Below are 23,416 nucleotides of genomic sequence, written 5' to 3'. Positions count from 1 at the left end.
GAGAAAACAAGAAAATTTGTAACAAAGTCAGTCCGTTCCCCATCACTTATGCCGTCGTGGCGTCCTTCGCGCTCTATCGAAGAGCGCCACTTCTAAAGACAATCAATGAGCACGCGATACTCGCTGATTCCGGTTAGAGGGTCGTCCTCCGGATGCGCAGGATTGAAGCTGGAATTGAATTCGAGCTGAAGGGTGATGTCTTCGTAACTGCAATACCAAACGGGCGAACCGATTCTTTTAAGAAGAATGAACTCATCTTTAGGATACTGACCATACTCGTAATTCGGCCTGAACGAAATGGAGCGACTGCGAAGTTCGTGTTCGACATCGATACGCTGCATCCCCGGTTTCAGGAAACTCGAATAAAGCGGGAGCTGCGCAGAGTAGATAGCTTTCTCCTCAGCCTTGATTCGCCGTTGGTCCACGGAGTAATCGAGTGCACCGACCGCAAGTAGGGAAATGAGAACCAGTGGCACCGCGAGAATGATTTTCGTGCGCCTCCTCATTGGTGGACCTCCGCGACGATAGATACGCAATCATACCCAAGGAGTTCCACTCCAACGCCCAAACGCAAAAAGGACCAACTCCACGAGTTGGCCCTTCCGCTAACACTAGCTGCTGACCGGCTAACTTCCTAACTCAACGTCTCCATCAGCTTATTCACGGTCCGGTTCAGATCCTTATCCGTCCGCCGCTGCTCATCGATCTTCGCAATCGAGTGCATCACCGTCGTATGGTGCTTGCCTCCGAACTGCCTTCCGATCTCCGGCAGCGAAGCCTCCGTGAGCTGCTTCGCCAGATACATCGCAATCTGCCGCGGAACCACAACCTGCCGCGAGTTGTTCTTCTGCTTCAGCTCAGCCACGCGCATCCCGAACTGCTCGGCCACCGTGCGTTGAATCGTCTCGATCGTGATCTTCCGCACCTGCGTATCGATGAACTGCTTCAGGCACTGCTGCGCGACCGCGAGCGAAATCTCCACGCCGTGCATCGAGCACCACGCGATCAGCCGCACCAGCGCGCCCTCAAGCTCGCGCACGTTCGTCCGCACATTCGACGCGATGAACATCGCCACGTCCGTCGGAAGCTGAGTCTGCTCGTTCTCCGCCTTCTTCTGCAGGATCGCGACCTTCGTCTCAAGATCAGGCGGCTGAATGTCCGCGATCAGCCCCCACTCAAACCGCGACCGCAGACGGTCCTCGAAGTCCGCGAGCTCCTTCGGTGGCCGGTCGCTCGCAATCACAATCTGCTTCATCGACTCATGCAGCGCGTTGAACGTATGGAAGAACTCCTCCTGCGTGCGCTCCTTGCCTGCGAGGAATTGGATGTCGTCGATCAGCAGCACATCCACGTTGCGGAACTTGTCTCGGAAGCTCGTCATCTTCTGGTACCGCACGCAGTCGATCATCTCGTTGGTGAACTTCTCGCCGCTCACATAGCAGATCGACGCATGCGGCTGCCTGCGCTTCACGTCGTGACCGATCGCCTGCATCAGGTGCGTCTTGCCCATCCCAACGCCGCCGTACAGAAACAGCGGGTTGTACGCCTTCGACGGCCTTTCGGCGACGGCCTGCGCCGCCGCGGAAGCGAACTGGTTGCCGCTCCCGATCACAAACGCGTCGAAGACATATTTCGGATTCAGATTCGCCGCCGTATTCCAGTCAAACCGTGACTGCTCCGGCCCGGGCGCCGCCGTCGCGCCCGTCGTTAGCGTGCCCGGTCGGTTCTGCCGCGGAGCGCTCTGGCTGTGGCTCGGCACAGCCGCAAACCCGCCGTCCTCACGGACCTTCGGCTGCCTCGCCTCCGGATCAGGCGCTGTAAACGCAACCGACTCAATATCGAGACCCAGATTCTCGATCGCCTCCTGGATCAGGTCCGCATAGCGGTCACCAATATGTTGAAAGTCGGAAGAGGGAACCCGCACAAAGAGCTTCTTACCCTCAAGATGAGAAAATCGCGTCGGCTTCAGCCATGTTTCGTATGACTGACGATTGATCTTCTTTTCAAGAGCAGCGAGAATGCGGACCCAGTAATTCAGTACGGCAGTTGCCGTAGGAACGAATGACATTCTTTTTTCCTTTTATTTTCTTCCCTGTTCCAAACCCGGATGCACGCACGTTGAAGCTCCTGGAAACCATAAAAAGTCAGAGCGGCAAAACAGACGTCCCTCCCACCAGTATCAGGCAGGTCGTGACGTGTCCGTATTTGCCAGAATTCCCGCCGCTTGATACCGAGGTCATCGGAGTGCGGAGTGGATTAATAAAACAAGTAAAGGCAGAGTGCGGAACACCTGGTAGTGCAGAAAAAAGTCTTACTAAACGGACTCGATAGTAGCACGGATTTCCACGCCCTTTTCAAGCGGAATCTTTGAAAAAAAATAGTTGCACCATTCTCGGTGAAGATGTCCAAATCGTGTCATTTCCGCACACAAGAAATCGTGCGATGACTAGCGTTAGCCTCTATTCCTAAACCGGTTCTTGTGTTACCCGCCAAGAAGAATTTCCAGCCAATCGCGATGCCGCACCGGACCGGCGGGAACACCAATCTGACGACCCCAAAGAGCGACCACGGATGCGCGCAAAGGAACACGGATTTAAGCAAATACGCCAATCTAAAAAGTTGGCCCGCTAATTCTGTATCCATTCCTAAATCGATACGTAGCGTTGTTTGGAGAGAGACTTCCGTTCTGCGTTCCGTCTTTGATTCCGCGCTTTTCCGTGCCCATCCGCGGTCGCCCCGCGTTCTCCCTGTGAAAATCCCGTCCGATCAGGTACAATCAGTAATTGCTGCAATAGCTAAAAAGATCCGGCAGGAACACTCCTGCCCTCAGGAGTTAGTTTCATGCCGAAGCGTACATTTCAACCCAACCGCCGCCGCCGCTCGAAGACCCACGGCTTCCTCAGCCGCATGAAGTCCAAGGCTGGCGCCGCCGTTCTCAGCCGCCGCCGCGCCAAGGGCCGTCACAAGATCGCTGTCAGCGCTGGTTTCCGCGACTAACCCTCAAGATTCCATGGGGGAGAAATTCTCCCAAACCTTTTTTCGAAACGTTTTCAAAGGAGCCACTCTTTGGAGTGGCTCTTTTCGCGTTGCTGCCCCATCTTCTTTTTTTGCAAAAAATCTGACGCAGTGTTTTCCGCCACTTGCTCCAAAACACCGTCACTTACGGCACTTCCTCGCCGTCGTGCAAGGGCAACCATCCATCATGCTCTTGCTCTCCTACTCTTCTGTCGGCATCGCGAAAGCGAACGAAGTGCCTTGTCGGCAAACCCAGGAGAAATAGATCATGGATCAGCCCAACAAGCAGCAACCACCGAGCAAGCAGGGAATGCCTTCCAATCCGCAGCGCAGCCAGTCGGGTCAGCAGCAGACCCAGCAAGGCAGCAAGCCCGATTCAGGCAGCTACAACGCCCCGAGTCAACGCTCAGACCAGAGTGGCCAAGCTGCTCCGTCCGACAAGAGATAGCACGACTCACGCGAGGGCCCGCCGAGGGGATGGAGGCGGGCCCTTCGTGCCTCATGTGTTGTGCCCTCACGTAAATTGGCGTGATGCCTTCGTATCCCGCAACTCTAAGGTTCTGCCCCACTCCGCCGATAAGAACAAAACAGGAGTGCGCTCTATCGTCAAACGATGACCGCAGTGTTCAAGCTGAACCTCCGCCCGCGCCATGACCGACTCTGCCGAAGCCCGAAGGTCTCGACGTTACTCTTGCCGTGGTCCGATCCAGTTCCGCATCCACAACTGGCAGATCACCGGCAAGCTCATCAATCTCTGTCTCGAGGGCTGCCTCATCCGTCCCAACACAGAGTTGAGCCTCGCTGTCGGCGATCAGTTCGATCTTCGTTTCGAGGTGAACCATCTTACCTTCCGCGCGCAGTGCGTCGTTCGCTGGATTGCTCAGGATCAACGGCTCGGAGTCGAGATCCTCATGATCAGCGAACGCGGTCGCACTCAGCTCATCGACCTTCTGGAAGAGCTCGCCGCCACGCCGCTTCTCTCCTCTTCTGACACCTCCGCATCAATCTGAGCACCATGTCCACCCGTCAAGAACGGGTGCCCATCTTCGCGACTGCTTCATCGTCGCTAAGACGGGCTTCGCAGGATGCCCGGGTGCCCCATCCTTGTCGCAGTCTCATCGCGACAAGGGTGGGAAAGCACAATGTTCGTCCAGCTACAACGGATGCTCCCTCCTTCGCGACGGCCTCATCGTCGCTAAGGTAGATTTGCAGGATGCCCGCACCCATCCTCCGTGAAGGGTACGATAGAGCTGGCAGAGAATGACCGCTCCCTCCCGCAGCTCCATCTTCCGGCTCCGCAAACACGCTGACTACCAGCGCGTCTACAAATCCAGCCGCAAGCAGTTCGCGAAACAGATGAGCTATTTCTTCACCCTGCGCGCCTCCGATGACGTACAGCTCACCACGCCACGCATCGGCCTCACGGTCGGCAAGGTGATGGGCAATGCGGTCGACCGTAACCGCATCAAGCGGCGCATGCGCGAGGCCGTCCGCAGAAACCTCCCCGCGCTCACCGCGCCAGTCGACGTCGTGCTCCACCCACGCCGCAGCGTCATCGACCTCGACTTCGCCGCACTCGACCGCGAGATCGCCGGCATCTTCCGCACCATCCAGAAGGCCGCCGAAAAATCGACCACAGATCAACGCGGATGATCACGGATCGAGACAGACGTCTTTGCCGTTGCCCTTACCGTTGTCCTGTTCGCCACAACCACTCGGGAGCCCCATCCTTGTCGCAGTCTCATCGCGACAAGGGAGGGAAGCAAACCGCCAGACCCATCGCCGTTTCTTCGCAGCCCTTCGCGTAACCTTAGCGTCCTTTGCGTTCGCCTTCGCCTTTGCCTTTCTGTTGCCCGCCAACATCTTGCCCGATCCATCCAATCGGTATAAATCGGTATTAAGCCTTTGCCTCCCTCCGACCCCAACCCGTCCCTGGCCATCCGCGCCGCCTACTGGACTTACAAAACCATCCTCTCGCCGATCCTCCACGCCATCAGCCCGTCGCAGTGCCTCTACCGCCCCACCTGCTCCGAGTACGCCTACGTCGCGCTCAGCCGCTTCGGACTCTTGCGCGGCTCCTGGCTCACCCTGCGCCGCCTCGCACGCTGCCACCCCTTTGCCAAGGGCGGCTTTGACCCAGTCCCCGAGATCAAAAAGACTTAGCCCCGATCCGCACCCAGAAAAACCCGACCACGGATCGACGCGGAGGAACACGGATAAATGCTTTAGAAATGGATGGATTGTGAGTGCGGTTGCTAAGTGACTCTCACACCAAAGATAACTCGCTTTCGATCCGTGCTTTTCTGTGTCGATCCGCGGTCGCCAGGCTTTTCGGGTGGTCCCAGCGCGTCCCCGGCCCCACCCCATCCGTCAGACCATTTACCATTGGAGATGTACGTCTACGCCCCGCGCGGGCGCGTCTCACTAAAGATAGGATTCCCACCCTTGGCAGAGTTCAAAAACCCCAATCAGTCGGGCGGCACGCAGGACAGCCGGTCGTTCCTCGTCATGATCGTCGTCATGATCGGCGTCTTCTTCGGTCTGCAGTACTTCCGCGCGAAGAACACGCAGCCCACCGTTTCGCCCAACGCTCCTGCCGCTACGCAGAGCGTCGCCGCTCCATCGGCCGCTCCCACGACGGCAACGGCCGCGCCCGTCTCTGCTGCCAATCCATCCGTCCCCGTCGTTCAAGCCCAGGCTGAGTCCGCCACCGTTGTCGAGAACGAGCTCTATCGCATCACCTTCTCCAACCGCGGCGGCCAGGTCACAAGCTGGATTCTTAAGCAGTTCAAGGACGTCGACGGCAACCCGCTGAACCTCGTGCACGGCCAGGCCGCAGAGAAGTTCGGCTATCCGCTCTCGCTCTACACCTACGACTCCGGCCTCACCGAGACGCTCGGCAAGGCGCTCTACGTCCCCTCGGCCACCGGCAAGCTCGCCGCGCCCGGCTCGCTCACGTTCACATACTCTGACGGCTCGCTCGAGGTCCGCAAGACCTTTACCTTCGACGAGACCTACGTCATCCACGCCGACGTGCAGGTTCTCCGCAACGGCCAGCCCATCCGCGCCCTCATCTCCTGGCCCGGAGGCTTCGGCGACCAGTACAACGCCCAGACCTACTCCAGCGCGCAGGTCGACTACTCCCGCAACGCGAAGGACGAGCACATCGCCGCCAAGAAGGTCTCCGGTGGCGAAACCGTCAACGGGCCCTTCGACTGGGCAGGCGTCAGCGACTCCTTCTTCGCCGCCGTCTTCCTCCCTGACGCTCCCGCCAACGCCACCGTCGCCACGCTGAACAATCAGCTCGACGTAGCCAAGACCATCCGCCGCACCGGCTTCGGCTCCGGCTCGCCCGCCAAGGGGTCGATCGATGTTCCCATCCTCGGCGCCGCGCTCGGCGATCTCAGCGGCCACACGCAGGCGCGCGTCTTCGTCGGCCCCAAGGCCATCAGCGTCCTCAAGCATATCTACGCCACGCCCACCAGCGGCCGCAAAGTCTCGCTTGAGCCTCTGCTCGAGTTCGGATTCTGGGGAGCCATCGGCAAGTATCTCTTCCTCGCCCTCCAGTTCATCCACAACCACATCGTCGCCAGCTGGAGCGGCTCCTGGGGATGGGCCATCATCATCCTCACCGTCATCGTGAATATCCTCATGCTGCCCTTCCGCATCAAGACCATGCAGAACGGCCTCAAGATGCAGCGCATCCAGCCCCAGATGGACGCCATCAAGAATAAGTACAAGCACCTCAAGGCCACCGACCCCAAGCGCAACGAGATGAACATGGAGATCATGAAGCTCCAGAAGGACCATGGGGTCAACATGTTCGGCGGCTGCATTCCCACGCTCATTACGCTGCCGTTGCTCTGGGCCTTCTTCACCATGCTTCCGCGTGTCGTCGAGCTTCGCAACGCGCACTGGCTCTGGCTGCCTGACCTGCAGTCTCCCGACCCCTGGCACATTCTTCCCATCGTCATGGTGGTCAGCCAGATCCTTATGCAGCTCTACACTCCGTCGCCCGGAGTCGATCCCCAGCAGCAGAAGATGATGGCCTTCACCATGCCCGCCGTCACCGGCTACTTCGTCTGGAACTACGGCTCGGGACTCGGCCTCTACTGGGCCGTCGGAAATCTCATCAGCATCGCCTCGCAGATGGTCATGAACCGCACCTCGCTCGGCCGGGAGATGCGCGAGATCGCCGAAAAGCGCGCCCGCCGCAAGGCCGGAACAGGCAAGGCTTCGCCAGCCACGATTCAAGGAAAACGCTGACCATCATCACAACGCAACACACGACAGGGCTCCTCATCGGAGCCCTGTTCCTTGTTGCCGAAAGATGAGCTAACCCTGTTCAGGCACTCTTGGCAAGCCACTCGTCAAACCGAATCGTTCCGAGCTTTGCGTTGCCTTCGGGAATGAGCGCGCTTTCGGTCACCTTTATGCCGTAGTACCGCGCTTCAGGGTCAGCGACAACTTTGCGCGGATCCTTGCTTGCGGCCAGACCTCGCCGGATAAGCTCATCCATACGAAACTTCTCCGGCCCTCCTACCTCCACGATGCCATTCGCCGGTGGGCCGACGGCAACCCGGGCTACCGCACTGGCAACATCGTCAGCGGCCATCGGTTGGATAAGCGCAGGTGGCAGGTGTACCTCATCGCCCTTCATGGAGAAATCGGCAATGCCCTTGACGAATTCATAGAACTGCGTCGCGCGCACGATCGAATAAGGGATCTTGGAAGCCTTGATCAGATTCTCCTGGGCGATCTTTGCGCGGAAGTAGCCGCTCTCCAGCAGACGTTCTGTTCCTACCACGGACAATGCAACGTGATGTTTCACGCCCGCAGCCGCCTCTTGAGCGAGCAGATTACGAGTCGAGGTCTCGAAGAAATTCATCACCTCCGCGTCTTCCCACGACGGCGCATTCGACACGTCGACAACTACCGATGCGCCCTTCAGCGCCTCGGCCAGCCCTTCGCCGGTTAGTGTGTTCACGCCCGAACTGGGGGACGCCGCTACCGCTTCGTGCCCCTGCTCGAGAAGTTTGTTGACAACCCTCTTTCCAATGAGTCCGCTACCGCCAATGACTACGATTTTCATGACTGATCCTTTCTTCATGCTCTCAATCGAGCACGTCTTAAAAACCTCCCTCTCGGAGAGGAGTGTTTGATCTTTCGAGATGGTGGATACCTGGTCTGCCGTCGAACTACTTCACCGGAGTCAGAATAGGCGCGCCCTTGTTTTTGACAAGGAATACGATGAATTTGGCCGGTTTGGTGTTGCTCGCATTACGGCCAACGATGTGAACGTCGTCAGGTCCCTCATAGAAGGTCTGTCCAGGTGTCAGAGTGACAGGCTGTCCACCTTTGACCTGCATCACAATGGAACCCTCGAGCACGTAGACAAATGCGGAAGCATTGTGCCGATGAATGGGGTCTTCACTGCCAGGAGGATATTCCACCATGATCATCACTGCTTCTTTGCCCGGAGAGTCCGCCAAGTCTTTCGACATCAGCGGAGTGACCTTTGCCTCCGGCTGCGCCATCAGCGTGCCCGACAGAACGCACAGCAGCATCACGATTGTTTTCAATAGATGACTCCTTTCTCCATTAGCCCGAAGCGCTGCTGATGCTGCAGCGGGCTCATGTGTTAGCAAGGACCTGGCAGAGGAGCGTTTTGTGACAGGAATTCTCTGAATGCCGGAGATAAATGCGCAAACTATTTGCCGCAATGCGGCTTCTGTGACTATAGATGCTGGTTTGAAGCTTCGAGTGATCGTGAAATCCTAACAAGCTTTGCCGGATTCATGACCCACAGGATCTGGCCGATGCCTTGCGGCGAGGCATCTACAGTGGCGAGCACAACGATAACCCCGTCGCGCATGATGAGCGCGGAAGGCTTCCCATTCACCTGTGTCCACGAAAGAGTCGTATTCTCCCAGAAACGCGAAGGGAAGCCGGCAACGAACTTCGCTACGCGCTCCAGCCCAAGAACAGGAACACGTGCCGCTCCTATCACTCCGCCACCATCGGTGATGGAAACAACGTCCTCGGCAAAGATCTTCTTCAGACCGGTGAGGTCTCCGTTTTGTGCTGCTACAAGAAAGGCCTCAAGAAAGCGCCGTTGTTCAACGGGGCTCACCTGCGTTCGCCGCCCGTCGGCAATGTGTTTGCGCGCGCGAGTGGCCAACTGGCGCGTATTCGCCTCCGTCAGTTGAAGGATGTCAGCGATATCACGGAAGGAGTAATCAAAGGCCTCGCGAAGAACATAGGCGGCGCGTTCATTGGGCGAGAGCTTCTCGAGCAAGGTCAGCACCGCCAGCTCCAATGCTTCACTGCGGTCTGCTCCCAGGGTAGGGTCGGCGGTGGTGTCGACCGGCTCCGGCAGCCACGGGCCAATATAGGTCTCGCGGCGAGAGCGGGCAGACTGCGCGAGATTAATCGCCAGCCGCACCGTCGTCGTTACAAGAAATGCCGTCGCATCCCGAACGACGCTGCGGTCGGTCGATTGCCAGCGCAGCCAGGCCTCTTGCACGATGTCCTCCGCCTCCGCGGCAGTACCCAGCATGCGGTAGGCGATGCCGAACAGCCGTGACCGCACGCTGAGAAACGCAGAGGTAGCTTGATCGAGTGCGTCGGCACCGTCTGCATGCTCCGGCTGCATCTCTCCTCCTCGAATTGAGGTCATAGGATTTCCCTGTCCCTGTACTCGCTCGCGTTAACGCCTTTGTGCAACGTTACGGACGCTTCGCCGGGCACCCCACATCTCGCCTCTGAGATGTGGGATCATTCGCGCAAAAATCCGGGTCCCCAGTCAGCTCGCTGACTTGGTAGAAATCGCGGATCGCCTTGCTTAAGGGTACGGTTTAGCCGACACTGAGGCAAACGCTGACCATCATCGCAAAGCAACGCCACAGGGCTCCGCCGTTTGTCTCGGTCGAAACACTCTCCCGCTTAAATCCGTATACTTGAGGCACTCTCATGGAAGACTCAGAAGCAAGAAAGAAGAAGGTAGCTGACTTCCTCCAGACCCTCACCTCCTCAGGCCGTCTGAATCTGAGGTTCAACATCCTTGTCAGCGACGGCCATGTGCAGCCCGGGTCGCCGGTCACAGTGGAAGTGCAACCCCATTCCAGCGACCCCGCCGTTACGGCATCTCCTGCTCCCACCCCCGAAATCTCAGTCGAACTCTCCGGCCCTGACGTCTCTCTGCTGCTCGCCCACAATGGGGAGCTTCTCTTCGCCATCGAGCACATCGCCGCCAAGATCCTCCGCTACGAGCACGACGAGCACGACCGCATCTCCTTCGACGCCGACAACTTCAAGGTCCTCCGCCACCAGGAGCTGCGCATGGCTGCCGAGGCTGCCATCGACCGCGTCCGCCGCACCGGCCAGCCCTTCAGCTTCGCGCCCATGAACTCGCGCGAGCGCCGCATCCTGCACCTCGAGCTGGCCTCCTCAGGCCTCAAGACGGCCTCCTCCGGCGAGGGCATGCGCCGCTTCGTCGTCCTCTACCCCGAGGGCGAAGTGCCAACCGAGCAACCCACCACCGCCGACCGCACAAAGGCCATCCGCAGCACCTTCCGCCGTCGCTGAAGGCTACCGCAACCCTCCCAACCACAAAGCCACTCGCCTTTTTGCTTGTCATTCCGACCATCATTTTTGCTTGTCATTCCGAGCGAAGCCGAGGAATCTGCTGTTCGCCTGGAGGGCCACCCACGCTCAGGTGCCCCATCCAGCGCAGCTTCACCGCGATGGGTGGGAAAGCAAGCCGCCAAACGCCACCTTTTACGCCAACCCGCCTCTAACGAATCGCCGCCATCGCAGCCCGGAACAGCGTCTCAAAGTCCTTCGCAGCCTCCGGGTCCTTCTCAATGGCGCTCTCGACCGCCTTCTGTGCCACCGGCCGCGCATAACCCAGGTTCACCAGCGCCGACAGAGCATCATCGCCCAACGGCGTGTGATACCCGCCGCCACCCGCGGCCACCGGCACAGCCATATCTTCGAGCTTGTCCTTCAACTCGAGCACCACGCGCTCGGCCGTCTTCTTCCCGATGCCCGGAATCTTCGTCAGCGTTGCATGATCGCCCCCGCGAATCGCCACCACCAGCCTCTCCGCCGAGATCCCGCTCAACACCGTAATCGCCAGCTTCGGCCCGATTCCTGAGATCGTCAGCAGCCGCTCGAACAGCCGCTTCTCCTGCATCTCCGCAAAGCCAAACAACGCAATCTGGTCTTCGCGCACATGCGTATGAATGTGCAGCGCAGCCTCCGCGCCCTCGCCCGGCAGCTCCGAGAACGTAGAGACGCTGATAGCGACGTCGTACCCAACGCCGCCACAATCCACAACAACCTGATTCGGAGCCTTCGAAAGAACCCGTCCGCGAAGATAAGCAATCATGCTTCGGAGATTGTAACCGCCTGCCTCGCGCCATGCGGCTCAAGGTTAGGCAGGAATCCAGTCAACAATCCAATCGCCGGCAGGTACGAACACACGTGATACACGAAGAGGATGCTCGTTGAATCCGCAAGCTTGCCCAGCGCCGCGGCCCCGATGCCGCCCATGCCGAACGCTACTCCGAAGAACAGCCCGGAGATCATCCCCACGCGGCCCGGCAGCAGCTCCTGCGCGTACACCAGAATCGCCGAGAAGGCCGACGACAGGATGAAGCCGATGATGACCGACAGTATCGCCGTCAACGGGAGACTCGCATACGGAAGCACCAGCGAGAACGGCAGCACTCCCAGGATCGAGATCCAGATAACAAGCTTGCGTCCATAGCGATCGCCCGCCGAGCCGCCGATAAGCGTTCCTGCCGCCACTGCCGCAAGAAAGACAAACAGCAGAATCTGCGACTCGCGCACCGAAACATGGAAGCGCGTGATCAGATAAAACGTGTAGTAGCTGGTCAGGCTCGCCAGGTAGAAAAACTTCGAGAAGATCAGCGCCATCAGCACAGCGATCGCCGAACCAACCTGAAACCGCGAGAGCGAGAGATGGCTGTGGCCCTGCAAACTCGCATGGCTCTTCGCAGCCGTATTGCGCGTCTTATACCAGCGGCCCACGCGCAGCAGCACCATAATGCCGACCAGCGTCGGAATCGTAAACCACGCCATCCCGCGTTGTCCGCGCGGAAGCACGATCAGCGCCGCGAGCAGCGGCCCGATCGCTCCGCCGGTATTGCCTCCCACCTGGAAGAACGACTGCGCAAACCCATGCTTTCCCCCTGAGGCCATCCGCGCAATGCGCGAGCTCTCCGGGTGAAAGATCGCCGAGCCAATGCCGACGAAGCACGATGCGATGAGCAGCCACGTGAACGTAGGAGCGAACGCCAGCAGCACAAGCCCGACAAGCGAAAAGCTCATCCCGATCGAGAGCGAGTAAGGAACAGGTTTGCCATCTGTGTACCGCCCGATGAGCGGCTGCAGCAGCGACGCAACACTCTGGTAGGTCAGCGTCAGCAGCCCGAGGTGCGTGAAGTCGAGATGAAACGAGCTCTTCAGAATCGGATAGATCGAAGGCAGCAGCGACTGCACCAGGTCGTTCAAAAGGTGGCAGAAGCTCACCGCCGCAAGCACGCGAAACAAAGTGCGCGTAGCTTCAGTACCCTGAGCCTTCGGCTCAGACGGCCCGATAACATCAACAATGTCCTGTGCAGGTGAAGGGGAGTAGGTTGTCTCGCTCATGGGGTCCTACCACTATTCTAGCCAGTTAAGAAAACACCAGCCACAAAAGCAAAAGCTGCCTAGCCCGGTGAAGACACGCGGAAGAGCGTACGCGAAGCATTGTCGTGGCCCGGCGCCTTTAGCTCAGGCGGTCCGATGACATCGACGATGTCCGATGCAGGAGTAGCAGGGGAGTAGGCTGTCTCGCTCATTTTCTCCTAGTGATTTTTTGTGTTGTCGTGTTAATTTCGTAGACCTCCCCGGACAATCAGGAAGGCACGATGGAAAGTACTGGATTATTCCTTCTTGCGGTCTCTTTGGCTGCCGTCGTATGCGTCGCGTTTCTTTCTCGGTTGGGCCGTTCCCCGGGCTCAACGTTGCCGAACAGCACGGAGGAAGCGCGAATCACGCCTGACCCGCCACCCCCCGCGAAGCAATTGGTCGGTAATGCAATTGATTGGGACAAGGTAGCGCAGGAGATGATCGAGCGCCAGCATGCGCATGACCTAGCGTTCAAAGAAGCGCTCGAGAAAAAGTATGGTCCAACGGATAAAAGTTTCCATACGAAAATCGCAGGCGTTTCGCACAAGAACGAAGACGGTACTCGGCGAAGGCGAATCTTGGAAGATTGCAAAGTGGGCGATATGTTAACGCTCATCCACGAACCAGACAATCCCTACGATCCCAATGCCCTCGCGATCTGCACAGATGACGGGTGCCAGCTTGGCTACATTGAACGAAGACTTGCTGGCGAGATCGTCCGCGACGTCCGTCGGCACGGTCCAAGATGGGTCATCATGTTAAGTCATTTCAATCATCATCCTGAAACCTTCCAGATTGTGGGTGCGACCCTGTACGTTCTACGGTTGGTTGAAGCCCCGGTGATTGCGTCATGAACGCATCTCGACCCTTGCGGCATTGCGATTCTGCTAGCTCCATGAAGACAAAACTGCCCTTCAATAATTATTCCCGAGCGAATCCTCCCCTCGCACGTCTGTCAGGATAGATGGGACTTATGGCATCGATCGAGGAATGCAGTCTGGTGTTGTCTTCCATAGAGAACGTAGGATCGGAGATCGACCTTACGGCTCTTGTGGAGACCTATTCCACGCTGCTATTCCGCGTAGCCCACTCCGTTCTGCGCAGCCGGGCCGAGGCCGAGGACGTAGTCCAGGACGCCTTCGTTCGCGTCCTCGAGCATCGCCGCTCTCTGCCCGCGGTGCGTGACATACGCGTGTGGCTCGTCCGCATCACATGGAATCTCGCCATCGATCGCCGCCGCCGCATCCGGCCCGAGCAGATGGATGAGAGCTTCGCCCAGACTCTCGCCGCCACAAGCGTCCCGGCCGACGAGGCCCTCAACGAGGCCCAGCGAATGAACGCCGTTCTGCGTGAGTTGGAACGACTGCCCAAAGCAGAGCGCCACGTTCTGCTGCTCTCCTCGCTCGACGAGTTGAGCGTGGCTGAGATGTCAAAGATTTTGGGACGAAGCGAGTCTGCCATTCGAGCGCTGCTCTTCCGCGCAAGAGCGCGGCTACGCGAGAGGCTCGAGAAAGGAGAGAGCAAGCGATGAGCAACTCCGAAGAAACAATTGAAAAGGTGCTCGCGGGCTTATGTGCCGCCCATGCGTCTCCCGGAATGGAGCGCCGCATCATGGAGGCTCTACAGGCTCACGCACCGGCTCAGTCTCGATCAGCCCCCGACCAATTGATACCGATGGACCGGTTGATACCGATGCGGCCAGGTATCCCGGCTCGTCCGGTTGCACTATGTGGCGTCGCTCTTGCAAGCATGATCGGCATCGTCATAATGCTCCCCGCGCTCCACCCGCACGGACACGCTCCCGCATCCTCAAAGTTAGATCGCTCCCCCGCAGGGTCGCTGCCTCCAGCGCCCCCGGAACTGGTCGTGAAGACGACACAACCTCCTCAACCAGCGGCAATCCTGCGATCAGCGAGAGCGACAAATCCGCGGAGAGCAACCACCGCTCGCAACATGGACTCCGTTGCTCTTGACGAGACGCGTGCCGCCAGCCAGCCGCCTCCGCCGCTGCCTCTTACCCAGCAGGAGAGGCTCCTGCTGCGCATCGTGCACAAAGGCGCCGCCGTAGAACTCGCCTCTTTGAACCCAGCTCTGCGAGCCGCACGGGACGCGCAGGAGGAAGAAGAATTTCAGCGATTCTTTGAACCACCAAAGACGGCGGATAACGAATGACATCGAATTGCACGAAAGGGAAACGAAATATGAAGCTTGCCAGCGGAATCTTTAGCGTGACCTTGGCCCTGGTCTTGGGTGCCTCGACTACATGGGCGCAGACTGAGCCTGCCGCCGCAAAACCAAACCCTGAGCCTGCCGCCGCGAAGCCGGTCCCAACCTCGGTCCAGACCTTCACCCTCACCAACGTCAGCCAGCCGCAGGAGGCCAACGAACTCCTCACCGCGCTCCGTAACCTGCTCGACCCGCGCGACAAGATGACTCTCGTGCCGTCGGGGAACGCCATCATCGTGGAAAGCACGCCCGACCAGCTCGTGCTCGCGCGAAAGATCCTCAACGACCTCGACCAGCCCAAGAAGTGGTCGCAGTCGAAGATGACGTATCGCCTCACCTACACCATCACCGACATAGACGGCGGCAAGCGCGTCGGATCGCAACACTACTCCATGGTCGTCGTCACCGGACTGAGGACACAGCTCAAACAAGGCGCCAAGGTGCCGGTCGTGACAGGGTCTTACAGCACGGGCAGCTCCCAGGTGCAGCAGCAGTTCACCTATCTTGATATCGGAATGAACTTCGACGCGACGCTGGATGAGTTCGCTAACGGAGTCAGGCTGCGGACAAAGGTGGAGCAATTAAGTGTCGACGAAGAGAAGTCGGGCATGGGCCCGCAGGACCCTGTAGTACGCCAGACCGCACTCGAAGGCACATCGTTCCTGACCCCAGGCAAACCGCTCGTCCTCGGATCGCTCGATGTCCCCGGCACCACGCGGCATCTCGATATCGACGTAGTCATGGAACTCGTTCAATAGGCTTTTCTCAGAGTCACAACCGCTCGGGTGCCCCATCCTTCGCGCTTTTGCGAAGGGTGGGAACGAACCCTCTATCCCAGCCAAAATCCGCATTTGTCTTGTCTAGGCGATCATTCCTCTAGGCGACACGTAAGCCCGCTTGTACTCTGTCTGCATGATTCTCGGAAATAGAGATCGCTGGTGGAACCGGGATATCAAGCTTCCTACAAAGCCCATATGGATCATTCTTTGCCTCGTTCTTATAGCGAGTTGGGGTTATGAATCTCTTGGGACCGTTTTGGAGACTTGCGCTTGGAGCATCGTGCATCGATCGACTGTTACATACGACGGATTCAACATAAAAGTGCCGTGGATGTGGAAGGAGGCAGAAGAGCCCGCAGGTCAACGAGCGATTTCGCTAACACTTGATCGAGCTCGATTTGGAGCCGCGAAACCTCCTGAATTCATTTCCATCCGCAGAGATCCGTCACTTGATTATCATCAACGTCTTCATCATCAAAACGTACAAGTGATGACGGAAAATCTTCAGACTCTGGCTTCGAAATTGGGAACAGACTTCAGGTTAGAGTCACTACCGCTGGATTCAGATATTGCCGCCCATTATTCGTGCATTTCCCCTAACCTCGGTAAGCTCCCCGCGTGGCAGGTTTCATGTTCTTCCAAGGATGACCTCTGGTCGGTGGATCTCTTCGGCCCGAGAGCAGATGTTCCTGATTTGATCGCTCTTCTCCGTAACCTCTCTTCCGCACAAAAACAGTTAGTGTCGCGGTAACTGGATATGCATATCGCTAGCCATCAAAAATTTGATGACCCGGGGACCGTTTTTGCGATCTCCGGGGCCACATCAGGCAGACGGCTTGTAAGCCTAATTCTGTTCTAGGCGATCATCCTCTAGTTTGCGGCTGTGGTTATCGGGGCCGATATCACGTCAGCACTGCCAACGGGAAGCGAGGAGCGGTGCGGGCTTGTTTCCATGTTGGCCTTTCCGTCGGCCAGCGCCGTAATGGTGAACAAGTAAGTCTTCCCGGACGCCAGCAGATTGGGCGGTATTGTCATCGAGGTCTTTGCCGTGCTCAACGTTGTTGAGGAAAAATATCCGACTGTGCCGCCGCCCACCAATGTTGCTGGGCTCAGGATGTCAACGCTATAACCGTACGGTGCGCCAATCGCGGGCGGGTCCCAAGTGAGCGTCACAGTCGTGCCGTTGATTGTTGCGGCCGCGAAGAGGTCGGCGCCGTTGATCTTCGGGTTCTGCACCGCTGAGATCAGCGGTTTGACTGTCGCGGTTGGCAGTGAGGTGGTCTGGCTATTGGTCAAATTGATGTTCTGGGTTGTGCCTCCGGGCACCGGAACGTCCACCGAACCACTGTGGCAAACGCGGAAGGTGCGTCTCCAGGTGATGGGGAATGGATCACTGTATTGGACAGTCCCGGCTTCCACATCGGTTGTCAAAGGCGGATTCGTGAAGAAAGGCGGATTCGTGGCGCAGGAGCGTAAGCTGAAGATAGAGGTGCTGTTCTCCTTGGTCCAAATGAGATCGATCGGGTTTGAGAGCGACACGTTTGGGCCGTCGGCGGAGATATAGGGTAGTACGGAGAGGTAGAAGGCGCCTCCCACAGCGGTTGGCGCGGTTGGCGCAATGTGGTCAAACAGGGGCGCCCACGCGGAACCTTTGACGCTGAGGTTGATCGATGCCGGAACTGGATGATCCAGCGCTCCACTGATCGTGTTGGTTCCGCCGGTCGTCAAGGACAGGTTCGAGAGCGTAAGTGCGGGGCCCAGTACGTATCCGTTCACAGACCCAAACGCAGCCGGTTCGTACTGCCTTACGAACGCATTCTTTATCACGGAAAAATCGAGGTTACTGCCAATCCCAAATCCTCCGAAGAATGTGGTGGAACCCGCATTCGTCGAAGCCAAATAGTGCAGCGCGCCCAATTCGGGAGTATCGACCTGCAACAGCCCTCTCGTAGCTGTCGCCTCCAGAGACGTGAAATTGAAATTGATGTAGGTCGTCGAAGTGGTTGGAGCAGCGCCGTTGGTGACTGGAAAAAAGAAGTCGCTGCCCACATCGAAGGTGCTGCTGCTGGTCCAGTACGTATCGCGCAGTCCAAGCCTCAACCAGTAGTATCCGGCGGGGACATTGGGAATCTCAAAGGCCCCATTCGCACCGGCGGTTCCAGAGAGTGACTGGAAGGAGCCATCCTGTTGCGGCACGAGCGCTGCAACAGGGTAAGGGTCCGGGCGACTCCAGTCGAAAGGAGCAGTTGTTGAGCCGCTTTCATTCCACAACGTATCGATACGGCTGATGCGGATGGTACCGGATGGCGTCACCGCCCAGGACTGTGTCGCCGATGCTCCGCCTGACGCGGTCGCAGTTACGTTGAAGTTGTTCAGGACCCGGGATTGTTGCGCCGTGGGTGTCCACGAGACCGTATTCCCGCTGAGCGTCGCGCCGCTCGGGGCGTTGGTCAAGGAGAACGTAACCGCGGTGCCGCTTGCCGCGAGCTGGTAGGCGTAAGGCGACCCCTCAACAGCCTGCGTAACCGGCGTGCTGCTGAATACAGGCGCGGGCGGTGTTGTGTTGTTGCTGCAGGCTGTTAGCAGAAGGAGTATCAGTGTGACAAGTACGACATGGTAGCGCGGCATCGGTACTCCTCTGTGACGCGGTGGTGACGCCAGTTCAGTTTCAGGGCGGCATTGTCGAATTTCAAGAAAAATGTTGATGGCCCCGGGACCGATTTCGCGATCTCCGGGGCCACATCATGCAGACGGCTCGTAAGCCGAATTCTGTTCTAGACGATCATTCCTCTAGGCGACGCATTACTGCGCCGCTCCAGCAACCTACCCGCAGGTTTCGGCTATAGCAACTAAGCAGAAACGAAGTTTCTGGATTAGCTGCCGATCTCTCCGCCTGGGCGCATCGGGCCGATACGCCGCTGCCGCCTGGAGAGTAGCGGCAGCATCCCTGCCTATTTGGTCTTGCTCCGTGTGGGGTTTACCCTGCCGCGTTCATTACTGACCGCGCGGTGCGCTCTTACCGCACCTTTTCACCCTTACCTTCGCCGCTTGCGCTGCGGAGGCGGTATGTTCTCTGTGGCACTGGCCGTCCTGATGCCTTCAAGCATCAGTCCCGGACGTTATCCGGCACACTGCCCTGCGGAGTTCGGACTTTCCTCCCCCGCCCAACGTCCTCGCGGACCCGAGCGGCAGCGATCATCCGGCCGCCTGCTCCTCCAGTGTACCTCTTTTGCCCAACCTACACACTCGGCTACACCGCAACCGAGAACCCGGACGCCTTCGACGTCCTTCTCAAGATCGATACCGGCTAACTCACACTCATCCCCGCATCCACATCCAGCACAAGGAGCGCCCCTTGCACCAGCAGGGAATGGATCTTGAGCGCAGTGAGCGAGAGAGCGTATCCGGTCGCTTCAGTCGAGCGATTGAGCAGCTGCCGCATCAGGTCCGCCGCGTTCACCTTCATCTGCTGCGGAAGCTTGTGGCTCAGGAACGGCATCAGCAGAAAATTCAGCTCGTGCGAGTCGCTGAGCTTCTCAATGCGAGCATCGCGAAAGCCAATCGTCTCTCCCTCGGCATCGGGAACCAGCGAGACGTCCACATCACTGTTGAGCGTGAGTCCAATGCATGCGCCATGCACCGAGGTCCCCAGCTTCGACTTCGTGTGCACATGCACCACCACGCGATCGTCCTTGAACGTGACGTGCGGATCATCGGCATACACGTAGCACGAAGAACCAGCCTTGCCGCGCAGATAGTAGCGTCCATCCGGCCCGTTGAAGAGCTGCGTCTTCAGAGTGCGCTCCAGCGCCTGCGGCGTAACTTTCACCTCAATCGCCGAAGCGCCAGAAGCCGCACCAAACAAAACCCCACACAAAACCAGAAGGCCAGGCAGAAAGCGGCGCATATTTTTAAGCATACCGGCAACCGATAACGGCGCTAACAGGAACTTGATTTGAGCTTCGAAGATTACTTCCCACAAGCCGACTTGTCATTACTGACCCACGCCCGCGCGACTGTTCGCTGCTCAGGACTGACTTGTCAGCGACTTGAGAGGGTGTTTTTCAGCCCAAGCTCAATTGGTGGACCGAGCTCTTCCGCCTGCAGATCTGGCCGTTGGTGCATCAGGGCCACTTGCGCAAGGTGGTAGTGATCTGCTGCTTCACGCCATTGTTGCTGCATAGCCAGTACATCGGCTAGCTGGAGTTGTACCCTGGGTGAGTCCGGTGCGAGCGTGGCAGCTTGTTGCGCGAGTTGTAATGCTTGGTCTATTTGCCCGGCGTGCGCCAGTTCTCTGGAGCGGCGAACATCTACCAAGGCTGAGGCGAGCGGGACAGAAAAGGTTCCGCGATAAACGTATACGCCGTCTTGAAGGATAGCGACAGGGTGCAGCTTATGGAACGCGTCGTAGGGATTAAGAGCTCCATCGCCGGACTCCACGCCATCGAGAACGCTTTCGCTAATCAGCACGGTGCCCTCGATCTGGGGCGGGACGGTCATGGGCAAGTTGAGCCACCATAGGGCGCTGGGCGTGGGCAGACGTTTGCAATGTATGCCGTAGTCTATCGGCTGCACTGCGCCGTCTGGGAAGTAGGCGAACCAGCAGTTTGAGATGTGATTCTGATCCAGATACTGCTTCACGGTCTTGAGCTGCTGGCCCCAGTCAACGTTGGCGTCGCTTAGGTAGCGACGTACCTGGAGCGGACCACCCCATGCCTCGTTGCCATAGGCCATGTAGTTCGGAGCGATCCGCATAGTGGTCACGATCTGCCACATAACCAAGACCGTGGCCAGCGCAGCCCATCCGGATCCTCGGCGCAGCAGCATGGCGGCTGCGGCTCCCGCGATGATGTAGAGAAATGGATACACGGGCATCAGGTGCCTGGCACCTATGTCGAAGTGTGACGTTGTAATGACGGCAAAGTAGACGCCCACCGGAACCAGCAAAAAGATCAGCTCCCGGCCGTATCCCTGCTTGGAGCTGCGCAGCGCCAACGGAGCAAGAAGTAGCAGGATCAGCAGCGGAAGAGTGGATTTAATCAGAAAGGCCAAGGGGAAGTATTGCCAGGGACCATGCCTGTAAACGCGTCCCAGGAAGTAGCTTGTGTACTCCCATTCCGTGTGTTTGGTATTTGCCAGTCCCCAGAGGTAGGCCTGCGGTAACAGATGGAAGCGAGCGAGAAGAGCAAGCTTTGCCCCATCGCTTTTGTGCGGCATTGATGCAAGATAGGGCGCCAATGAGGGAGAGAGGTCCAGACCCACAGTAGCCGGCGCGTAGCGAAACCCGTAGAACATCCAAATGACGAGGCAAGCGCAGACCAGAATCGCGATGGAAGCGGCCAACAATTTTCCAAGCACAACAGCGCTGCGCTTGCGGATGCCCTCCGCCACCGCAATCACGAGCAGCATGGGCGCGATCAGGATTCCGGTGAACTTCGCAACCATGGCAAGTCCCGCGAGAAGACCCGCAGCGAGCAGCCACTTCCAACCCGGCTGGATTGCGAAGCGATAGAAGGCATACACACCGGCCAGGATGAAGCAGGCACTACCCATATCTGTGGAGATCAGGGTGCCGTGCGCAAGGACGTTGGGATCAAAGACGAACAGAAACAATGCGCAGAGGCCAGCTAGTGCACCAAAGAAGGTCCGCCCTGCTGCATAGGTAAGCAGCGCTGTCGTTAGGCTAAACAGCATACAGGCCATGCGGGCCGGAAAGAGCAGACGGTCGCCGCCATTGCCGAAAACAAAGGCCCGGCCAGCCAGAAATGCGTTCTGCGTTTGGGAAGTGCTCAATTGCCCCGGCAACGAAGGATGTAAGTGTAGAAGGGGCAGGGCGGCCATCACCTTCACAAGCGGTGGCACCTCGGCGTTCGCCCGGTAGTCGTGCCTGGTCAGGATCGCGTAGCCGTCATAGAGGTGGTGCGCCTCGTCCCAGTTAGCGGAAAAGAGTCGTGCAACATGGACCAGCTGAATGGTGAGCACGCAAAGTAAAAGGCCAGCCAGAACCAATACAATCGTTTGTCTAGGCGAAGTTGATGTGCGCGTATCAGATCTTTTCTGCATGCGCACAAGCATACAGTCACATCAGTCCTCACAAACGCGCTTGTGTTGGCTGAACAGGTTGCTGCTCGAGGTCGGGTAGGCAAAGCCCAACTCACATTCTCTGAGCAACGCGTCAGATGGTATGTTCCAGGTCTGACGCGTTGCGCGATTCGAGAGCCCGTAGCTGAGGACATAACAGGAGCTACCTGTCGTCCTCTCCCTCTCTTTCTCGACTGGTTAAGAAGTTGTCGACGACAAAATTGGCGACCTCACGACCCAATCGACCGCCAGCGTTCTCGTCAAAGCTGAAATGTTGTCCCGCCAAAACACGGCTGAAGGATGCTTCGTCGAACGCCGCGGAGAAGCTCGTGAATGAACGTTCTACCCCAGGTAGAACCTCTGACGTCACGTTGAGATCGAAATCGTCCCTCTTGAAGAAGGAGTCCAGCACCTCTGCCCCGGCAGCACTGATCGTAGCGTGCGCACCTGGGTAGGACGGATCCGGGGCGGTGTTCTTGCCGCCTTCCGGCAGCCACGTCGTGTCAACTACCGTCTCTGGATTGTTGTCGGTATCGGCAGCACGAATGGCGGTTACCGGACGCCAGAAATTGTACGTGTATTTGGCGTCGTAGAAAGCGATCACACTATCAGCGAGGCTAAGGTTCAGCAAGGCAAACAGGCGGGCACTCTCAGCCGTCGTCAAGCCATGCGCCACCGAGGCCGTCTGCGTGATCTCATTCCAATAGTTCTGAATGGCCCCATTCCAGAATTGGCCAATTAACATTTCGTCAGCCGTCGCCGTCGTGCTGTCGAACATTCCTAACGATTTGACCTGATTGAAAGCATCGCTGTAGCTATCGCTGATCAGCGCCGGAGGCGGACCAGGGCGAAACTGGTTCGCATGCTCAAGGGCAAAAGGGGTCACGTGAGACCAATGCGTGAATTGCGGTTGTGGAGGGAAATTTGGCGGTGTCGACTGGTAGTCTCCCGGGGCGTTTCCAAAATCATAGGGAATCGGATTGGAATTCGCGCCGTCCGTGCTTCGTAAGGCCAGGATTTGGTCCGCCACTGTCTGCCCTATGTCAATGCCTACAGCTTTGTCCTGTCCATCCGGAATCTGCGCCAATGATTGCTGAAGTTCGGCATCGAGTGTGGCCTTGAATGCCGGATACAGCGCAACCAGCACTTCGTGCGCCGCAGCGTCTGCTGCTGCTTCGAGGGAAGCATCTCGTTGCGGGCGTGCTAAACGGATGAGATACGGCTTGTGACTTCTGTCAATAACATTGACCGCGTCATAGATCGCAGCATGCATGATCGCGAAACTGCGCGTCGCGTGGACGGTTGGAGGCTGTGCTCCCCGAGTACGAACGATGACCAGGAGGTTTTTGTTCCACTGGACAACCGGGTTGACTGCCTGATCGGAGGATCGATCTCCTCGATCCTGATCGCTTTCAGCTCTCGCTTCACTACCCTCCATCAGGAGGGTAGTGAGGCCGGCAAAAAGCGCAAGTGCACACAAGACTCGTGCCATTTTCATAGATCTCCCTTCTCTTACGTGGGCAGGAATGCGGACTCGAGTGGCAGAACACTCAGCGAAATTCTGAAGCTCCGAGACTGTGCCCACTCAGATAACTGGCGATGGGTTCATTTATTCC

24 protein-coding genes and 1 other RNA gene are annotated in these 23,416 nt (G+C 58.1%); 12 read left to right on the top strand and 13 right to left on the bottom strand.

Going from position 1 to position 23,416, the window contains the following annotated elements; all coding sequences use genetic code 11:
* Nucleotides 1-92 precede the first annotated feature (92 nt).
* Both OHL16_RS09610 and dnaA read right to left on the bottom strand, forming a co-directional pair.
* Nucleotides 93-506 carry a hypothetical protein gene (locus OHL16_RS09610; RefSeq protein ID WP_263366896.1) on the bottom strand — a complete coding sequence of 138 codons (414 nt, stop codon included), beginning with the start codon at nucleotides 504-506 and terminating at the stop codon, nucleotides 93-95.
* Between the two features lie 128 nt (nucleotides 507-634).
* Nucleotides 635-2,068, bottom strand: coding sequence for a chromosomal replication initiator protein DnaA (dnaA, locus tag OHL16_RS09605; protein ID WP_263366895.1), 1,434 nt, complete (start codon nucleotides 2,066-2,068; stop codon nucleotides 635-637).
* A 773-nt stretch (nucleotides 2,069-2,841) separates the two neighbouring features.
* Here dnaA and rpmH point away from each other — a divergent pair.
* The 6 genes from rpmH to yidC all read left to right on the top strand — a co-directional run bounded on the left by rpmH (nucleotide 2,842) and on the right by yidC (nucleotide 7,281).
* A complete protein-coding gene (gene rpmH, locus OHL16_RS09600; protein ID WP_263366894.1) occupies nucleotides 2,842-2,997 on the top strand; it encodes a 50S ribosomal protein L34 in 156 nt (51 codons plus the stop codon).
* 286 nt (nucleotides 2,998-3,283) lie between these two features.
* Nucleotides 3,284-3,463: a hypothetical protein gene (locus OHL16_RS09595; protein ID WP_263366893.1), complete on the top strand. Its 180-nt coding sequence runs from the start codon at nucleotides 3,284-3,286 to the stop codon at nucleotides 3,461-3,463.
* A 202-nt stretch (nucleotides 3,464-3,665) separates the two neighbouring features.
* Nucleotides 3,666-4,025, top strand: a complete 360-nt coding sequence (locus OHL16_RS09590; protein WP_263366892.1) for a PilZ domain-containing protein — start codon at nucleotides 3,666-3,668, stop codon at nucleotides 4,023-4,025.
* Nucleotides 4,026-4,275: 250 nt separating this feature from the next.
* Nucleotides 4,276-4,668 (top strand): ribonuclease P protein component, encoded by a 393-nt coding sequence (gene rnpA / locus OHL16_RS09585; protein WP_263366891.1) that lies wholly within the window; start codon nucleotides 4,276-4,278, stop codon nucleotides 4,666-4,668.
* A gap of 252 nt (nucleotides 4,669-4,920) precedes the next feature.
* Entirely contained in the window at nucleotides 4,921-5,178 is a 258-nt protein-coding gene (yidD, locus tag OHL16_RS09580) for a membrane protein insertion efficiency factor YidD (protein WP_263366890.1), read from the top strand.
* A gap of 282 nt (nucleotides 5,179-5,460) precedes the next feature.
* A complete protein-coding gene (gene yidC, locus OHL16_RS09575; RefSeq protein WP_263366889.1) occupies nucleotides 5,461-7,281 on the top strand; it encodes a membrane protein insertase YidC in 1,821 nt (606 codons plus the stop codon).
* Nucleotides 7,282-7,360: 79 nt separating this feature from the next.
* Here yidC and OHL16_RS09570 read toward each other — a convergent pair whose 3' ends face one another.
* The 3 genes from OHL16_RS09570 to OHL16_RS09560 all read right to left on the bottom strand — a co-directional run bounded on the left by OHL16_RS09570 (nucleotide 7,361) and on the right by OHL16_RS09560 (nucleotide 9,694).
* Nucleotides 7,361-8,107, bottom strand: coding sequence for an SDR family oxidoreductase (locus OHL16_RS09570; protein ID WP_263366888.1), 747 nt, complete (start codon nucleotides 8,105-8,107; stop codon nucleotides 7,361-7,363).
* A 106-nt stretch (nucleotides 8,108-8,213) separates the two neighbouring features.
* Complete coding sequence (locus OHL16_RS09565; RefSeq protein ID WP_263367444.1) at nucleotides 8,214-8,582, bottom strand: cupin domain-containing protein; 369 nt, start codon at nucleotides 8,580-8,582, stop codon at nucleotides 8,214-8,216.
* 170 nt (nucleotides 8,583-8,752) lie between these two features.
* Nucleotides 8,753-9,694: an RNA polymerase sigma-70 factor gene (locus OHL16_RS09560; RefSeq protein WP_263366887.1), complete on the bottom strand. Its 942-nt coding sequence runs from the start codon at nucleotides 9,692-9,694 to the stop codon at nucleotides 8,753-8,755.
* A gap of 293 nt (nucleotides 9,695-9,987) precedes the next feature.
* On the opposite strand from OHL16_RS09560, the gene OHL16_RS09555 reads away from it, so the two are divergent.
* Nucleotides 9,988-10,602, top strand: a complete 615-nt coding sequence (locus tag OHL16_RS09555; protein WP_263366886.1) for a Jag family protein — start codon at nucleotides 9,988-9,990, stop codon at nucleotides 10,600-10,602.
* A gap of 208 nt (nucleotides 10,603-10,810) precedes the next feature.
* Here OHL16_RS09555 and ruvA read toward each other — a convergent pair whose 3' ends face one another.
* The 3 genes from ruvA to OHL16_RS09540 are packed head-to-tail and all read right to left on the bottom strand — an operon-like array spanning nucleotide 10,811 to nucleotide 12,884.
* Complete coding sequence (gene ruvA, locus OHL16_RS09550) at nucleotides 10,811-11,407, bottom strand: Holliday junction branch migration protein RuvA (RefSeq protein ID WP_263366885.1); 597 nt, start codon at nucleotides 11,405-11,407, stop codon at nucleotides 10,811-10,813.
* Nucleotides 11,404-12,693, bottom strand: a complete 1,290-nt coding sequence (locus OHL16_RS09545) for an MFS transporter (RefSeq protein WP_263366884.1) — start codon at nucleotides 12,691-12,693, stop codon at nucleotides 11,404-11,406. Before OHL16_RS09545 ends, ruvA begins: the two co-directional genes overlap by 4 nt.
* Before the next feature lie 59 nt (nucleotides 12,694-12,752).
* Nucleotides 12,753-12,884 carry a hypothetical protein gene (locus tag OHL16_RS09540; protein WP_263366883.1) on the bottom strand — a complete coding sequence of 44 codons (132 nt, stop codon included), beginning with the start codon at nucleotides 12,882-12,884 and terminating at the stop codon, nucleotides 12,753-12,755.
* A gap of 69 nt (nucleotides 12,885-12,953) precedes the next feature.
* Here OHL16_RS09540 and OHL16_RS09535 point away from each other — a divergent pair, with 69 nt between their 5' ends.
* The 5 genes from OHL16_RS09535 to OHL16_RS09515 all read left to right on the top strand — a co-directional run bounded on the left by OHL16_RS09535 (nucleotide 12,954) and on the right by OHL16_RS09515 (nucleotide 16,470).
* The gene (locus OHL16_RS09535; RefSeq protein ID WP_263366882.1) at nucleotides 12,954-13,568 is read left to right on the top strand and encodes an HIRAN domain-containing protein; all 615 of its coding nucleotides are present in this window, start codon (nucleotides 12,954-12,956) and stop codon (nucleotides 13,566-13,568) included.
* A 119-nt stretch (nucleotides 13,569-13,687) separates the two neighbouring features.
* Nucleotides 13,688-14,245: an RNA polymerase sigma factor gene (locus OHL16_RS09530; RefSeq protein ID WP_263366881.1), complete on the top strand. Its 558-nt coding sequence runs from the start codon at nucleotides 13,688-13,690 to the stop codon at nucleotides 14,243-14,245.
* Nucleotides 14,242-14,886, top strand: a complete 645-nt coding sequence (locus OHL16_RS09525; protein ID WP_263366880.1) for a hypothetical protein — start codon at nucleotides 14,242-14,244, stop codon at nucleotides 14,884-14,886. The genes OHL16_RS09530 and OHL16_RS09525 overlap by 4 nt, the downstream gene beginning before the upstream one ends.
* A gap of 29 nt (nucleotides 14,887-14,915) precedes the next feature.
* Nucleotides 14,916-15,698: a secretin N-terminal domain-containing protein gene (locus tag OHL16_RS09520; RefSeq protein WP_263366879.1), complete on the top strand. Its 783-nt coding sequence runs from the start codon at nucleotides 14,916-14,918 to the stop codon at nucleotides 15,696-15,698.
* Between the two features lie 301 nt (nucleotides 15,699-15,999).
* Complete coding sequence (locus OHL16_RS09515) at nucleotides 16,000-16,470, top strand: hypothetical protein (RefSeq protein WP_263366878.1); 471 nt, start codon at nucleotides 16,000-16,002, stop codon at nucleotides 16,468-16,470.
* A 119-nt stretch (nucleotides 16,471-16,589) separates the two neighbouring features.
* Here the strand turns inward: OHL16_RS09515 and OHL16_RS09510 are convergent, their stop codons facing one another.
* From OHL16_RS09510 to OHL16_RS09490, 5 genes are all read right to left on the bottom strand, one after another.
* On the bottom strand, nucleotides 16,590-18,347 hold the full coding sequence (locus OHL16_RS09510) for a hypothetical protein (RefSeq protein ID WP_263366877.1): 1,758 nt from the start codon (nucleotides 18,345-18,347) through the stop codon (nucleotides 16,590-16,592).
* 114 nt (nucleotides 18,348-18,461) lie between these two features.
* Nucleotides 18,462-18,930: RNase P RNA component class A (gene rnpB / locus OHL16_RS09505), an RNA gene on the bottom strand.
* 96 nt (nucleotides 18,931-19,026) lie between these two features.
* A complete protein-coding gene (locus OHL16_RS09500; RefSeq protein WP_263366876.1) occupies nucleotides 19,027-19,638 on the bottom strand; it encodes a hypothetical protein in 612 nt (203 codons plus the stop codon).
* A gap of 122 nt (nucleotides 19,639-19,760) precedes the next feature.
* Nucleotides 19,761-21,794 (bottom strand): ArnT family glycosyltransferase, encoded by a 2,034-nt coding sequence (locus OHL16_RS09495; RefSeq protein WP_263366875.1) that lies wholly within the window; start codon nucleotides 21,792-21,794, stop codon nucleotides 19,761-19,763.
* A 169-nt stretch (nucleotides 21,795-21,963) separates the two neighbouring features.
* Nucleotides 21,964-23,298, bottom strand: a complete 1,335-nt coding sequence (locus OHL16_RS09490) for a vanadium-dependent haloperoxidase (protein ID WP_263366874.1) — start codon at nucleotides 23,296-23,298, stop codon at nucleotides 21,964-21,966.
* Between the last annotated feature and the right edge of the window lie 118 nt (nucleotides 23,299-23,416).

Origin of the sequence: Edaphobacter bradus, assembly GCF_025685645.1 — a bacterium.
GTDB lineage: Bacteria > Acidobacteriota > Terriglobia > Terriglobales > Acidobacteriaceae > Edaphobacter > Edaphobacter bradus.
The sequence above is the reverse complement of the archived record's forward strand: the minus strand, read 5'-3'. Positions and strand labels throughout refer to the sequence as shown.

Excerpts from the sequence above, each read along its gene's own strand:
- OHL16_RS09610 (WP_263366896.1), bottom strand. The coding sequence starts at position 506 with ATGAGGAGGCGCACGAAAATCATTCTCGCGGTGCCACTGGTTCTCATT.
- dnaA (WP_263366895.1), bottom strand. The coding sequence starts at position 2,068 with ATGTCATTCGTTCCTACGGCAACTGCCGTACTGAATTACTGGGTCCGC.
- rpmH (WP_263366894.1), top strand. The coding sequence starts at position 2,842 with ATGCCGAAGCGTACATTTCAACCCAACCGCCGCCGCCGCTCGAAGACC.
- OHL16_RS09595 (WP_263366893.1), top strand. The coding sequence starts at position 3,284 with ATGGATCAGCCCAACAAGCAGCAACCACCGAGCAAGCAGGGAATGCCT.
- OHL16_RS09590 (WP_263366892.1), top strand. The coding sequence starts at position 3,666 with ATGACCGACTCTGCCGAAGCCCGAAGGTCTCGACGTTACTCTTGCCGT.
- rnpA (WP_263366891.1), top strand. The coding sequence starts at position 4,276 with ATGACCGCTCCCTCCCGCAGCTCCATCTTCCGGCTCCGCAAACACGCT.
- OHL16_RS09570 (WP_263366888.1), bottom strand. The coding sequence starts at position 8,107 with ATGAAAATCGTAGTCATTGGCGGTAGCGGACTCATTGGAAAGAGGGTT.
- OHL16_RS09565 (WP_263367444.1), bottom strand. The coding sequence starts at position 8,582 with ATGCTGCTGTGCGTTCTGTCGGGCACGCTGATGGCGCAGCCGGAGGCA.
- OHL16_RS09560 (WP_263366887.1), bottom strand. The coding sequence starts at position 9,694 with ATGACCTCAATTCGAGGAGGAGAGATGCAGCCGGAGCATGCAGACGGT.
- OHL16_RS09555 (WP_263366886.1), top strand. The coding sequence starts at position 9,988 with ATGGAAGACTCAGAAGCAAGAAAGAAGAAGGTAGCTGACTTCCTCCAG.
- ruvA (WP_263366885.1), bottom strand. The coding sequence starts at position 11,407 with ATGATTGCTTATCTTCGCGGACGGGTTCTTTCGAAGGCTCCGAATCAG.
- OHL16_RS09545 (WP_263366884.1), bottom strand. The coding sequence starts at position 12,693 with ATGAGCGAGACAACCTACTCCCCTTCACCTGCACAGGACATTGTTGAT.
- OHL16_RS09540 (WP_263366883.1), bottom strand. The coding sequence starts at position 12,884 with ATGAGCGAGACAGCCTACTCCCCTGCTACTCCTGCATCGGACATCGTC.
- OHL16_RS09535 (WP_263366882.1), top strand. The coding sequence starts at position 12,954 with ATGGAAAGTACTGGATTATTCCTTCTTGCGGTCTCTTTGGCTGCCGTC.
- OHL16_RS09530 (WP_263366881.1), top strand. The coding sequence starts at position 13,688 with ATGGCATCGATCGAGGAATGCAGTCTGGTGTTGTCTTCCATAGAGAAC.
- OHL16_RS09525 (WP_263366880.1), top strand. The coding sequence starts at position 14,242 with ATGAGCAACTCCGAAGAAACAATTGAAAAGGTGCTCGCGGGCTTATGT.
- OHL16_RS09520 (WP_263366879.1), top strand. The coding sequence starts at position 14,916 with ATGAAGCTTGCCAGCGGAATCTTTAGCGTGACCTTGGCCCTGGTCTTG.
- OHL16_RS09510 (WP_263366877.1), bottom strand. The coding sequence starts at position 18,347 with ATGCCGCGCTACCATGTCGTACTTGTCACACTGATACTCCTTCTGCTA.
- OHL16_RS09500 (WP_263366876.1), bottom strand. The coding sequence starts at position 19,638 with ATGCTTAAAAATATGCGCCGCTTTCTGCCTGGCCTTCTGGTTTTGTGT.
- OHL16_RS09495 (WP_263366875.1), bottom strand. The coding sequence starts at position 21,794 with ATGCTTGTGCGCATGCAGAAAAGATCTGATACGCGCACATCAACTTCG.
- OHL16_RS09490 (WP_263366874.1), bottom strand. The coding sequence starts at position 23,298 with ATGAAAATGGCACGAGTCTTGTGTGCACTTGCGCTTTTTGCCGGCCTC.